Raw genomic sequence first — 12,497 nt, forward strand, 5'->3', positions numbered from 1 at the left:
ATTCGTGACTGGAAACCTGCTCTCAATCGCTTCGCGATTGAATTCGGCGATCGCTTTCCAACTTGAGTTTTTACCCTTGACACAATCTATTTGACATACCCCTAAGAGATTTTCCCACTTGCAAGGTCAGCTAACCATATCTGTTTTGATAAGCTCCATAAGTTCGACCATGGCTGTGTGGCAATAGGACGATGCCTGCCGCTATCAGAGCTAGTTGTTGCCCGAAAGCACGCGACCTATGTCTATTATCCTCAAGATTCCATCCGTAACATCCATAAGTTGATCCGTAGCACTTTTCTCAACATAGTACGAGAACGAATTATCCTCAGCGATAGTAGTTGAAGTTCTTGCTACTCCATCCTGATCAAAATTGCGTTGACCACTATTTGATACAGATGTAAAGTTACCGAATCTAACTCTGTTCTCACTATCCAGCATCAACTGATTGGCGATCTTGCCACCTTCATCAAGGATATTGAATGAGTGCCTCAATGTTCCAGCGGTGTCATACATTCCATAACTTAAATCTCCATTTGCCTGGATAGTTTGATGAAAGCGTCGCACTTTGTTTCTATCAAAGATCTCATTTGCTGTCGTTCCATCGGGCAGTACAGCAGCACCAAATTGCAATACTCCGTTGCTTCCAAAAGTGTAGTCAGTGACAGTTCCATCAGCAGCAGTCGATAGAAATATACCTCCTTTTTCTGAGTTGTTTTCATTCCCCACACCCAGTACTGCAAGCGTTGCTAAATTTGAAACTTCCTCGTGATCATCTGAAAATGTCACTGCTGCAAATCGAGGACTACCGGCTGTGTCAAATAATCTAAATCGCGCACTCCCTTCTTTATCAATACTTATTTGTGCTCTTTCAACACCATTGGAATCATAAAAGGACTGATAGATGTTTGAACTATCGGTAGCGTCAATTTTTAAGCGGACATTTTGATTTTCATCTTTAAAAGTTAACTGCCTTAACTCTAAAACATCAGGGATCTCCATACTGGAAATAGTCGTTTGAGTGCCGTTTGCCCCTGGTTGAGTACAACTTACAGTAACGATTAGAATAATCACGACTGATACCAAAAACTTCATTACCTGGTTTTGATGCTCCAGGGATTTGATACGTTGTGAGATAGTGCGATATTCATCTCGAGAAATTGGCATCAGTCATTCTCCTACATGAGGTAGTCATCTGCTCTTGACAAGCCTACATCTTGTTTGGGCTGCGATTGGGATAACCGCACTTCCAAAGACGCAGACTCCAATTAGAGAATGGCACAAATTATCTATTGGCACAGATAATTTAATTTTTTTTACAATACTTAAAGTAAAGTGTTGATTATCAGCTCTTTTGTTAAGTCATTTAATTTACCGTTGATAACTACCTCTATGGATGCTCAAACTCTGGCTACTCAACCTAACTCCCCTACCTCCACTTGGAAAATTAAGTTGTTATATGATGGGGCGTGCCCGTTGTGTCTGCGAGAGGTCAACTTTTTAAGACGACGGGATGCGGGTCGTGGATTAGTAGCATTTATCGATATTGCAGAGGATGACTATTCCCCAGAGGCGAATGGGGGAGTCGATTTCGAGACAGCGATGGGGCGCATTCACGCAGTGTTGCCGGATGGCACGGTGATCAAAAACGTTGAGGTTTTCCGTCAGGTGTATGAGGTGTTGGGCATGGGTTGGGTCTATGCCATTACGAAAATCCCTGTGATTGGCTTTATTGCCGATGCTTTATATGAATGGTGGGCAGACTATCGTTTACCGTTGACCGGGCGAGGTAGTTTAGCGGCAATTATGCGCGATCGCCAAAACCGCCTTGCTACTTGTGACACGGAAGGACGTTGCCGCTTACCCGACGATCGGGAGTGATGGATATAGCAACTATCGAGACGCCGAGGCAAGAGAGTGTGAGGATCTCACCCCAATCAGAGCTTCCATCCCTACACTTCGTTTTAACCAATCCTTTGGTTGCTCTATCACACTAGTACAGCAAAAAATAAGTTTTGAAAGGGGTGAAGGGGTGAAACCCCTTCTTGGGGGCGAAGCCCCCAAACCCCCTGCATTGCAGAACTTTGTGTTCGCAACACTAGAATGGCAACGAAGAGAGTGGCAACGAAAGTTACAACATCTCCAGTGCAACGGGTTTTACTGGAGGTGGAAAAGCACGATCCAAGGCTTGCAGATCGTCCGGGGAAAGTTTGAGATCGAGAGCGGCTCGATTTTCCTTAACGTGAGTCACATTACTGGCTTTGGGAATGACGATCACATTCTCTTGATGCAGTAACCAGGCGATCGCGACCTGGGCTGCGGTGACTCCCTTTTCCTGGGCGATCGCTTTCAATGTGCGGTTTTGCAACAGTCGCCCCTGCTCAACGGGGGAGTATGCCATCACAGGAATTTGATGTTGTTGACACCAGGGCAAAAGGTTCCATTCAATGCCACGTCGCTGCAAGTTATAGAGCACTTGATTCGTTGCGATCGCTTCTCCTCCAGGTAACGTGTTCGCTTCCTCCATATCCGCTACATCAAAGTTGCTAACCCCATAGTCACGAATTTTGCCTGCCTGTTTCAGGGTTTGAAATGCCTCTAGCGTTTCTGATAAAGGAATGGAGCCTCGCCAGTGCAGCAAATAAAGATCAAGATAGTCCGTTTTGAGTCGTTGTAGACTGCGCTCACAGGCAGCGATCGCACCTCGTCGTGAGGCATTGTGAGGATAGACCTTGCTAACCAAGAAAACGCTTTCTCGTCGCTGGGCGATCACCTCAGCTATCACGGTTTCGGCTCCTCCTTCCCCATACATCTCAGCCGTGTCAATCAGATTCATCCCCAAATCCAATCCTTGTTGCAGAGCCGCAATCTCTTGTTGGCGTTGGGCGATCGCCTCTCCCATCCTCCATGTCCCCAGTCCTAACACTGGGATGGACTGACCCGATGACAACTGGATTGTTTTCATACAAACCTCGACAACTCTAAAACTAGATCGTCCTCAATCCCTATATGAATACCACTATCTAAGAGTTGATTTGTCAATAACATTGATGGATGAGAGATCAGTTTATACCCTTCAATGAAAGGCTATAGCAGTCCTAAATCGATCGTGAAATTTACTCTTTCATTCATCATGCGTCATTCGTCCTTTGTGTATGACCAGCAACGATTAACCATTGACCATTGACAATTAACCATTGACCATTGACCCTATCTCAGACTTCTTCATGAATCAAATAGGATGGCTATATACACCTGCTTCTTGCCAATCCCTTTTAATTAACGAAAGAGCCCCAACTAGTGAAATTTCATTTGGAATAACGACCAGGATTAACGTCGCCGAGGCATTTTTATAGTGCAAAGTTGACATACAAGGAACTTTCCAACCTCTTTTGAAGTCATTATCACGCGCATCACAATGACACCAATAAAATCAAATTAATTAATTTAGAGTTACATTCCTAACTCACTCAGATAACAATGAATTCAAAATTCTTACCTCTAAAGGTTATCCTTAATCAGACATATATATTTCATATAGGATACAGTAACGGAACATGCACGAATTAAAAATCTATTTTATTTCTTACAAAATTTCCGTATATTCACTCAACTCAGTAAAGACTTTATGAAGTTAAGGTATGCATGATATTGAGTTAGGCTAACGCATCTACCTGATCGATCCGTAGTTATGAGGACAACATGATGACAACTAAAAAACCTCAAACGAGCGTATCTTCAGGAGCTTTGAGATTTAGATTAAAACTGCTGTTGCTGAAGTTATCTGACGCAGCAATTCGTCATCCCTAAATTCACACCTTTGACCGTTGGTATTGCTATAACACGGTTAAGCAATTGACTCGGTTACTGGAATCTTGCCCCTTTTCCTGTAGTCAGCCCTCAAATGAATTCGGGGCTAATCGTAACCATTTGAAGTAAGTTGCAGTCCGTTGTAAGGACTTCCTTAGAAACCGCGTAATTCATGCACGGCAAGATTCAACTTGCTTGTCAGAACAAGCATTTTGTCAATGAGATATGCCCCATGTTTGATGTGTCTCATTGAGTTCTATAGCGGTATCTGCTGGGGTGAAGTACGGGATGTGAAACCCCCACACGGGGGGCACGGTAGTGTTTCAGATCTGTTGCCACTAACCCCCGGCTGTCGCCGTCCCCCTTACCAAGGGGGACTACAGGGGGTCTTACAGAGGTTATCAACAGGTTTGGAACACCACCCAGGGATTACGGCTATCCTGATTCGCTACTTTCTGCAAGTTCTAGCCCTTAAGAGCCAGTGTGGAACAGCGTCCCCCCTTGGGGTTGCACTCTCTTGACTTGCATTTGCAGCGGACTCAACCGATTCTCTCTCGCTTAATCGCGATCGCTGAATGTCTTTAGCGACGCGGCTTTAGCCTGCCCCAGTCAAGCTTGGGGCACTTGCACTAAAAATTTTGGAGCTAATTCATGCAAGTAGTAAACCATTCCTCTACTCTGTTAAATTCTGCTGCCTACACTGCGACTCAAGGAACAACATCTTCTCTCAATCATCAGACTGCTCTTTCCAATGTCAGAACCCGCACATTGGCTCGTGCAATGAGCACACCGGGACAAACCGCTTTACAGCTAGAAGCAGAAACCATGAGCTTGAGCGGTTACACCCGACAAGCAACCAGCATCGCCAGTGGTCGCAGCTACGTTCAACTCTCTGGTAACAGTGGCACTGTCTCAACTCGATTTACCGGAACAAGCGGTCGCTACAAAATGGTATTGCAGTATTTTGATGAGAATGACGGGAGATCAACTTTTACCGCTAAGGTCGGTAGTTCGACAATAGGTTCATTGACTGCCAATCGCAATCTGGGATCAGCCAATGCCAACCAACGGACGTTAACCAGTAGGGCGATCGCAAATGATGTCAGAATCAACAACGGGCAAATCATTAGCATTCGGGGCGTTAAAAATGCTGGGGAACTAGCTCGGTTAGACAGCATCACCTTGACTCCCGTCATTCCCCCCACTCCAACATCACCGCCAACATCAACCCCAACATCCCCCATTAACCCCAACCCCTCAACTGGAGGCTCCACAGACCCCTTTGCTAACGAATTTGGCTCAGGTTGGATGACCCGCTGGGGTGTGCGTTCATCAGGCTCCTGGGGGCAACAAAATATGCAAGTTGTGGCGGATGAAACAGGCAGATTTGGCAATGTCTTGCGAGTCACCTATCCGGCAGGGTCAGCCAGTCCAACTGTCACTCGTAGCGATCAAGCACCCGTTGGTGGAACGCAGTTCTACGCCGATATGGGCATGACTCCCCAAACATCAGCCCGACTGAGCTACTACGTGCGATTCTCAGAGAACTTCAACTTTGTCAAAGGAGGCAAATTACCTGGATTGTATGGCGGAACAGGAAACAGTGGTGGCGACATCCCCAATGGCACCGATGGATTTTCTACCCGTTATATGTGGCGCACAGGCGGGCAGGGCGAGATCTATGCCTATATGCCCACCAGCCAGGATCATGGCACGTCGATCGATCGCGGTGCGTGGCAATTTAGACCCGGCGTTTGGCATCATATTGAGCAACAAGTGACCCTCAACCAGCCCGGTAAGAGTGATGGTCAAGTGCAGGTTTGGTTTGATGGTAAAGCAGTCGCCCAGGAAGGAGGTTTAACCTTCCGCACCACCGATTCGTTACGGTTGAACGGGTTGTTCTTCTCAACCTTTTTTGGAGGTGGTGATACATCCTGGGCAACCCCTCAAAATGTTCATGCTGACTTTGCTCACTTCTCGATCGCCCCGGTGTAGCAACGTCCCTCTAACTTGAAATTCTGGTAATTGCTCAACCCAGTAGCCAATCGGTTTGCTGAGAGGTCAGCGCACGGGAAATGGCATCAAAGGCAGAAATGCCCTGACGCTGCGCAGTGTTGACCAGTGAGCGAACTTGAGCGAATAGCTCCGCCCCTCAGTCGGAACGGAAGCTGTTGGTCACCTTGCGAAAGATGACACTCCAGCGCAACGCTTGCTCACTGGAATTGTTAGTCGGTGGAATCGTCTCATCCGTCAAAAACAACAACAGATGAGCACGAATTTTTTGATAGCGTTTGAGCAACCGCTGTCCCTCGACTGATTGGGGTTTGAGATTCAAAATCTCCCGCATTGAACCGCGAAATCGAGCGCAATACTGCTCGATGATCCAGGCAACCAGGGTGCGTTGCCGTTGTTGCAAGGCAATGGCTTTGAGGAACAGCCGCTTCATCCGGGAAGCAAACAAAGCTAGGAATGTACGCATGGAGACTCTGCCTCCTAAAGTAACGGTTGGAGGCAGAGCCTCCGTCACTCCATTTCCAAGCAGGAGCTTGGAAACGAGGTTTGTATAAGATGTGTTTACGAAGAGAGTGACAGAAGAGGGCTATAGTGATAAGCCCATTTTGTTTCTGCATGGGTGGGCATTTCCTCTGCACCATATCACGAGATTTTAGAACGGTTGTCGCGACATCACACGCTGATCGCACCCGATCTACCGAGCTTTGCGCGATCGCCCTATGGTGAACTGATCTCGGACTACGACGACTATGCCAGCTTGATGCTGTCTTTTTTAGATGCGCTCAATCTCAAACAAGTGCATGTCGTGGGGCACTCCTTGGGTGGAGAAATTGCCATTACCCTCGCGACCCTCGCCCAGATCGGATCAAAAGCCTGGTGTTGGCAGATAGCACGGGAGTTCCAGTGGTTTCTCTGCTGGAGATTACGCTGATTCGAGCGTTTGAGATGGTGGCTCAGATTTCCCTGCCAAGGCTAAAACTGCAAATGGTAGACATTCCCCAAGTCTTTTCTCACAACCTGTTATTCAACACAGGCAATGTGATTCAAGCACTGCTGCTGTCGTTAGAAACCAACTTGAAACATTTACTTCCCCAGATTCAGGCTCCCTGTTTGTTGTTGTGGGCAGAAAAAGACCTGACCCCCCTGTTAAAAGTGGCTCACGAAATGGCTGCATTAATCCCCCATGCCACCCTCAAAACAGTCGATGTGGGATGGCATGAGTGAAGGCTGTGGTATCCCGAAAAGTTTGCCTCGATTGTGCTGAATTTCGTGCGTCAAAACGAACGCTAGTGTCATATCACAGTCGTCACTCTGCCAGAATCCAGGTCATACCGACCGCCGACAATTTTCAATTTGCCAGATTTGACTCGTTCCATGAGCAGGGGCGATCGCTTCAACTGGTCAATCTGGTAATGCACATTGGCGACTACGGCATTCTCAACCATATCTCCTGATTTCCCTTTGACGCGCTCGACCGCGGGCAAAATGGCTTTGACAAAGCTACCAATCTCACCCGGTAATGCCTCATTTTGAACGGCAGCCGTGACGGCTCCACAGCGTTCGTGACCCAACACCATCAATAGGGGGGTGCCCAGCAACACGACCGCATATTCGATACTGCCAAGGGCTTCTGGTGTCGCAATATTTCCCGCAATCCGCACGTCAAAAATATTACCGATGCCCTGGTCAAAAATGAGTTCTGCGGGGACTCGTGAATCTGCACAACTCAACACGGTTGCAAAGGGATGTTGTGCCTGAGCCACCGCCTGCACACGCGCTTGAGACTGATCAGGATATTGGGGATGGTGTTGCATGAAGCGTTGATTGCCATCCAATAGCCTTCGTAATGCTGCATTGGGATCGAGCACTGGATCAGTCTCCAATTCTGCTGCATGAGCCGGATTGATCCGCCCTAAGATACTGGTTGCACCGGAAAGCCCAAGCAAGCTCGCCGTTCCCATTCTTAAAAAATCACGACGTTGAATCGAATCTTTGTTGAAATTCATAGAATAATCCCAGGGAATGAATGGCACTTAAGGCTTGAAAGAAATTGACTCATGTCGGGGCGAGTGAGCATTCGCCCCTAAGGAATGAAAATTAAATAAGTTCGATGTTTGGTAGGGGCGGGTTTCGCCGTTGAATCCATTGCAAGGTGTAGATTAATCTGATAAACCCGCCTGTACAGTTTGCGGATTTAATAAATTCACAATCATTAAGTATAAGTTTCAAATTTTGTATTTAATTCGCTTCCTAAAAATCTTCTAAACGATACGGGCGTTTAGTCAAACGCCCCTACATAAGATCCTGTTTCAACATCTTGCATCCTTAAAGGGATGCAACAGATTTCATCGAGCTAATCTCCATGACATCCGAGATGTAACAGGTTCCTCCAAATTTGTTAAGCAAGGGACGCAGATTTTCTACGACGGGCTTAAGTTGATCCGGTACACAAAACGCCAGAATGTAGACGTTATCGAGCATCGTCATATCTAAGTCTTCGGTTGTTTCACCTCTTAATCCTCTACCTGTCACGTTGCGGATTACCGCATGACCATGCACACCAGACTTATCTAAACTTTCTAAAATCTTGCCTAACTCAAACGAGTTAGCAATGATCTCAATTCGTTTCATCGAATGCATACTATTACCTCCAAAGAAGGTTAATTCCGTATAGATAAAGCGGAATTCCCACAATGATGTTGAAGGGAAACGTGACTGCCAGGGCAGTCGAAACGTATAGGCTGGGATTTGCTTCAGGAACTGTTAATCGCATGGCAGCAGGGACAGCAATATACGAAGCACTCGCACACAAGACCGCAAACAAAAGTGCGTCCCCTCTAGGCATGTTAATGAACTTGGCAATCAGTAACCCGATCCCGGCGTTCACTATAGGAATCAGTATGGCAAATGAAATGAGGAAAATGCCTGTTTTTTGCAAGTCCTTAATTCTTCTGGCGGCAACAAGTCCCATGTCGAGCAAGAAGAAGGTCAAAACACCATAAAACATTCCTTGCGTAAAGGGTTCTAATACTTCCCATCCGTGTTCCCCCGTTGCAAAGCCGATTGCCAGACTCCCTACGAGCAAAAAGACCGAACTGTTGAGAAATGCGTCTCGCAATACTTCAGGCCAGGAGAACTCGCGTTTTTCATCGATGGCGAACAGATTGACGAGAATCAACCCCACAATGATGGCTGGTGACTCCATGAGAGCCAGGGCTGCCACCATGTAACCATCAGTATCAATGCCCAGTTCATTGAGAAACGCTGTTGCTGTAATGAACGTGACCGCACTGATGGAACCATAGGTTGCTGCGATCGCCGCCGCATCATAAGTATCTAGCTTCAATTTGAGAATAAAGAAGGTGTAGACCGGGACGGCACATGCCATCAACATGGCAGCCAACAGCGTTAAAATGACCTCTTGCGTAATGCCGCTTTTGACTAACTCAACGCCGCCCTTAAAGCCGATCGCCAGCAGCAGATACAACGAAAATAACTTGGGGACAGGTGGAGGAATTTCGAGATCGGATTTAACTAAAACAGCAATCATTCCCAGGAAAAAGAACAGAATGGGTGGATTGAGGATATTAGACACAATCAAACTGATATCCACGTCCATTCCTCCTTACACTGAGCAACCAAAAAGTTTAGAAAACTTTGCATTATCGAATAACGTTGTGCTGAATGAATCATCATGTATCGTGTTGTACTGCTCCTGTCAATTCTTGGACTAGTGTTGCGAACACAAAGTTCTGCAATGTAGGGGGTTTGGGGGCTTCGCCCCCAAGAAGGGGTGGAATCCCTTCACCCCTTTCAAAACTTATTTTTTGCTGTACTAGTTGATATACTCCACAGTTTTGCGAGCGAGAGCTGTCATAGACAAATAAAAGGCGTTGTCCTGGACATCATGCGATCGCGCCATCTCAGTTGCCAGTTTCAAAGCACTTAAAAAACCGACATAAAAATCCTGCGATTCTCCATGGGTAATCACGCTCGATACTGCCTGCAAAATTTCTAAATGGTCGAGAGGCGCGCTCTTTAACAGGTCAATTTCTTCTCTTGAAATTTGATACACAGCGTAATCTCCAATTGACTCGCAGGAATAATCCGGGAACGGTTACTATTCTGATCATCCTAAAGCGTCTTCTTAGAAAGAATTTGGAAATCAATCTGTGTTCTGTAGAAAAGAAGGGTGTGAGGGCTGGAGGAGAATTACCCCAAAACTGGTTGCTTACAGGGTTAATTGCAATTAACCCAACCGAAAACTGCCCGCATTAAGCGTACCAACTGCAATGTTGGATAACTGTGCCAAATTTCTAAAGCCACCTGCGACATCCCCATTCGTATCAACCCGAACAACCGTGTCACTACCCAACTGAGCCAGTCTCACATACGCCGCAAAGCGATCGCCCCTTCTATAGGCGGGTTGGTTAAACGCAACTCGCAGATCAATCACATCTCGTCTAACCTGAAAATCAGCAATCACATCACCGCGATCGCCCACGGAGGTGTAAATGAAGCGATCGCTTCCTAAGCCGCCCCGCAATAGGTCTGATCCCTCTCCTCCAGTCAGTTGGTCATTGCCCGTACTTCCCACGATCACATCGCTGTCAGAACCACCCAAAAGAACATCCCGTCCGGCATTGCCTTCCAAAAAGTCTGCTCCATCCTGTCCCCGCAAAATATCATTGCCACTAAAGCCCACCAATCGGTCTGCTGCTGCCGTTCCATTGCGTACGACGGAACTGGTGATCCCCGTGATCACATCACGTCGCAGCACACCTGCAAACAGGTTGTGCCCCCTAGCGGTTGGATGTACCCGATCCCAAAAGAAGAATTGATTGGGATCAACGGTTGGGTCTTGGGGAAAGATGGCATTAACGTAGGGAGCCGTGATGTTAGAGAAGCCGAATTGGGCTGGGTTTTGGGCAATACTCTCGGCGATCGGAAACAAGTCAGCAAAGACAATATTGACCCCAGAGAAAGTGGCTTCTAAGGGCGTGAGAGTGGATTCCAGTGCTGCATTAAAGGCGAGGCTCGCCTGCGTTAACGGTTGCAATAACCCCTGCTCTAGAGCCTGAGGAGTTCTACCCAGGTTGGGCGTTTGCACCACGACAATGTTTTTTGCACCCGACTGTGCCAGAGTAGTTACGGCGGTGGTGACATTAGCAATGGCTGTGTTGAGCGTCGCTGTGGGATCAGAGGGGGATGCATTCAACAGGTCGTTTGCGCCGATCCAGACCAGGTACAGGTCTTCAGAACCTGCCCCTAACGTAGTAGCTTGGCTGGTAAAGCGATCGACTTGATTGAGCAACCCTCCGATTTGCACTCCCAGGAAGTCGAACACGTTGGTGCGCCCTGTTTGCGCTCCTCCCAACGCAAAATTGGTGGATTGATACCCTAACCCAAGGGATGTGGCTAAGGTTTCTACTGCGACTGCCCCATTAGAAAAACGTCCATTGACATAAGGCGGTGGTGGAAACAACCCTCCACTCAATTGAAAAATGTTGCCCGTATCCGATAGGCTATCTCCAAATATGAACAGGTCATACCGAGTTGCAGCGTTAAGGCTCCCTGAGTCGCGCGTTGCCATGGGTGTTTCCTTGATGAGGGGACTTAAAATAATGGGATGTACAGCTTTGCCATACATCCCACCTGAAATCAATATAAGTTAGTTGTTTGATTAAGCTGGAGTCAGCTGCACGATGAGTGCGCGTCGATCTAACGATTGCACTTTGCCGGCTTGCCCCAGGTCTATAACAATCCGATCGAGTAACTCTGCGGCGCGATCGCGATTTTGATGTTCTCGACCTCGTAACCGAATTTGAAACTTAACTGAATCACCCTTACCTAACCACTCAGTCGCCCAATCGATCCGCAGCTTGTAATCCGATTCCCCGACGTTAGGGCGCAGTCTCACCTCTTTAACCGTAGGTCGGGCACTGTGGCGTTGACGTTTTTTCTGCTGGTATTGATGCTTACCATAGTCCAGGATCTTAGCTACGGGAGCATCTTTGCCCTCGGAGACGACCACAAGGTCGAGTCCGGCATTGGCAGCCAGTTGGAGTGCCTCACGGGTGTCTGTCAAACCATGGTTGTTATTCTCATGATCAATGAGAAGAACTTGAGGGGAGCGGATTTGACGGTTAATCAGTTGTTTTGTAGCGATAATAGTTGCCTCTTTAGAAATGAAGTGATGAATCAAACCGATACTACCAGCGTAGCGCAGTAATCCAGTTATGGGACATTCTCTTATTGATGGGAGTTCAGCCAGGAGCAAAGACCACCTGGATGGTTTAGAGCTTAAGATTGATTATTGAATCAGCTCTAATACCTCGCATTTAGCCATGCTGGCTAATTAACCATGCCTCGTAAAATGGCACCCCGCAAATCAGCCTGACTGAGATCAACCTCACTCAAATTTGCATTTGTTAAGTTTGCCATGATCAGTTTAGTGTCAGTCAGATTTGCTCCAGTCAGAATGGCATCTGATAGATTGACTTGACTGAGATCGGCTTTAGCAAGATTTGCCTTAGTCAGGTTTGCGCCACTGAAATTTGCACCACTCAGGTTCAGATTTCTCAGGTTAACCGCCATCAAGTTCAGGTTTCTAAAGTCCCGCTGCCCTGCTTTATAACGACTGATGAGCTCTGCAATTTTCATAACAGTGTTGGATT

The 12,497-nt window shown here is 47.1% G+C and carries 14 protein-coding genes; 4 read left to right on the forward strand and 10 right to left on the reverse strand.

Translation table 11 applies throughout. From position 1 onward, the window contains the following. Positions 1–210: 210 nt before the first annotated feature. The gene (locus H6G89_RS32850; RefSeq protein ID WP_190514227.1) at positions 211–1,164 is read right to left on the reverse strand and encodes a hypothetical protein; all 954 of its coding nucleotides are present in this window, start codon (positions 1,162–1,164) and stop codon (positions 211–213) included. Positions 1,165–1,389: 225 nt separating this feature from the next. On the opposite strand from H6G89_RS32850, the gene H6G89_RS32855 reads away from it, so the two are divergent. After that, a complete protein-coding gene (locus H6G89_RS32855) occupies positions 1,390–1,878 on the forward strand; it encodes a thiol-disulfide oxidoreductase DCC family protein (RefSeq protein WP_190514228.1) in 489 nt (162 codons plus the stop codon). 250 nt (positions 1,879–2,128) lie between these two features. Here H6G89_RS32855 and H6G89_RS32860 read toward each other — a convergent pair whose 3' ends face one another. Further along, the gene (locus tag H6G89_RS32860; protein ID WP_190514229.1) at positions 2,129–2,962 is read right to left on the reverse strand and encodes an aldo/keto reductase; all 834 of its coding nucleotides are present in this window, start codon (positions 2,960–2,962) and stop codon (positions 2,129–2,131) included. Between the two features lie 1,496 nt (positions 2,963–4,458). Between H6G89_RS32860 and H6G89_RS32865 the strand changes: the two genes are divergently transcribed. Beyond that, on the forward strand, positions 4,459–5,802 hold the full coding sequence (locus tag H6G89_RS32865; RefSeq protein WP_190514230.1) for a polysaccharide lyase: 1,344 nt from the start codon (positions 4,459–4,461) through the stop codon (positions 5,800–5,802). Between the two features lie 157 nt (positions 5,803–5,959). On the opposite strand, the gene H6G89_RS32870 is transcribed toward H6G89_RS32865, so the two are convergent. Next, entirely contained in the window at positions 5,960–6,286 is a 327-nt protein-coding gene (locus H6G89_RS32870) for an IS66 family transposase (RefSeq protein ID WP_190514231.1), read from the reverse strand. A 153-nt stretch (positions 6,287–6,439) separates the two neighbouring features. Here H6G89_RS32870 and H6G89_RS34705 point away from each other — a divergent pair, with 153 nt between their 5' ends. After that, entirely contained in the window at positions 6,440–6,751 is a 312-nt protein-coding gene (locus tag H6G89_RS34705; RefSeq protein ID WP_309230153.1) for an alpha/beta fold hydrolase, read from the forward strand. After that, complete coding sequence (locus tag H6G89_RS34710) at positions 6,724–7,044, forward strand: alpha/beta fold hydrolase (protein WP_199337082.1); 321 nt, start codon at positions 6,724–6,726, stop codon at positions 7,042–7,044. The genes H6G89_RS34705 and H6G89_RS34710 overlap by 28 nt, the downstream gene beginning before the upstream one ends. 68 nt (positions 7,045–7,112) lie before the next feature. Here H6G89_RS34710 and H6G89_RS32880 read toward each other — a convergent pair whose 3' ends face one another. The 7 genes from H6G89_RS32880 to H6G89_RS32910 all read right to left on the reverse strand — a co-directional run bounded on the left by H6G89_RS32880 (position 7,113) and on the right by H6G89_RS32910 (position 12,483). Then, entirely contained in the window at positions 7,113–7,826 is a 714-nt protein-coding gene (locus H6G89_RS32880; RefSeq protein WP_190514232.1) for a carbonic anhydrase, read from the reverse strand. Positions 7,827–8,145: 319 nt separating this feature from the next. Further along, positions 8,146–8,460 carry a P-II family nitrogen regulator gene (locus H6G89_RS32885; protein WP_190514233.1) on the reverse strand — a complete coding sequence of 105 codons (315 nt, stop codon included), beginning with the start codon at positions 8,458–8,460 and terminating at the stop codon, positions 8,146–8,148. 4 nt (positions 8,461–8,464) lie between these two features. Continuing rightward, the gene (locus H6G89_RS32890) at positions 8,465–9,433 is read right to left on the reverse strand and encodes a sodium-dependent bicarbonate transport family permease (protein WP_190514234.1); all 969 of its coding nucleotides are present in this window, start codon (positions 9,431–9,433) and stop codon (positions 8,465–8,467) included. A gap of 222 nt (positions 9,434–9,655) precedes the next feature. Continuing rightward, positions 9,656–9,895 (reverse strand): hypothetical protein, encoded by a 240-nt coding sequence (locus H6G89_RS32895; RefSeq protein WP_190514235.1) that lies wholly within the window; start codon positions 9,893–9,895, stop codon positions 9,656–9,658. 174 nt (positions 9,896–10,069) lie between these two features. Beyond that, entirely contained in the window at positions 10,070–11,413 is a 1,344-nt protein-coding gene (locus tag H6G89_RS32900) for an SGNH/GDSL hydrolase family protein (RefSeq protein WP_190514236.1), read from the reverse strand. Between the two features lie 90 nt (positions 11,414–11,503). Next, positions 11,504–12,025 (reverse strand): translation initiation factor IF-3, encoded by a 522-nt coding sequence (infC, locus tag H6G89_RS32905; RefSeq protein WP_199337084.1) that lies wholly within the window; start codon positions 12,023–12,025, stop codon positions 11,504–11,506. 149 nt (positions 12,026–12,174) lie between these two features. Further along, positions 12,175–12,483 (reverse strand): pentapeptide repeat-containing protein, encoded by a 309-nt coding sequence (locus H6G89_RS32910; RefSeq protein ID WP_190514237.1) that lies wholly within the window; start codon positions 12,481–12,483, stop codon positions 12,175–12,177. Between the last annotated feature and the right edge of the window lie 14 nt (positions 12,484–12,497).

This window comes from Oscillatoria sp. FACHB-1407, from assembly GCF_014697545.1.
Lineage (GTDB): Bacteria > Cyanobacteriota > Cyanobacteriia > Elainellales > Elainellaceae > FACHB-1407.

What these genes read in the sequence shown, in the direction of transcription:
- H6G89_RS32850 (WP_190514227.1), bottom strand. Translation starts at nt 1,164, where the DNA reads ATGCCAATTTCTCGAGATGAATATCGCACTATCTCACAACGTATCAAA.
- H6G89_RS32855 (WP_190514228.1), top strand. Translation starts at nt 1,390, where the DNA reads ATGGATGCTCAAACTCTGGCTACTCAACCTAACTCCCCTACCTCCACT.
- H6G89_RS32860 (WP_190514229.1), bottom strand. Translation starts at nt 2,962, where the DNA reads ATGAAAACAATCCAGTTGTCATCGGGTCAGTCCATCCCAGTGTTAGGA.
- H6G89_RS32865 (WP_190514230.1), top strand. Translation starts at nt 4,459, where the DNA reads ATGCAAGTAGTAAACCATTCCTCTACTCTGTTAAATTCTGCTGCCTAC.
- H6G89_RS32870 (WP_190514231.1), bottom strand. Translation starts at nt 6,286, where the DNA reads ATGCGTACATTCCTAGCTTTGTTTGCTTCCCGGATGAAGCGGCTGTTC.
- H6G89_RS32880 (WP_190514232.1), bottom strand. Translation starts at nt 7,826, where the DNA reads ATGAATTTCAACAAAGATTCGATTCAACGTCGTGATTTTTTAAGAATG.
- H6G89_RS32885 (WP_190514233.1), bottom strand. Translation starts at nt 8,460, where the DNA reads ATGCATTCGATGAAACGAATTGAGATCATTGCTAACTCGTTTGAGTTA.
- H6G89_RS32900 (WP_190514236.1), bottom strand. Translation starts at nt 11,413, where the DNA reads ATGGCAACGCGCGACTCAGGGAGCCTTAACGCTGCAACTCGGTATGAC.
- H6G89_RS32910 (WP_190514237.1), bottom strand. Translation starts at nt 12,483, where the DNA reads ATGAAAATTGCAGAGCTCATCAGTCGTTATAAAGCAGGGCAGCGGGAC.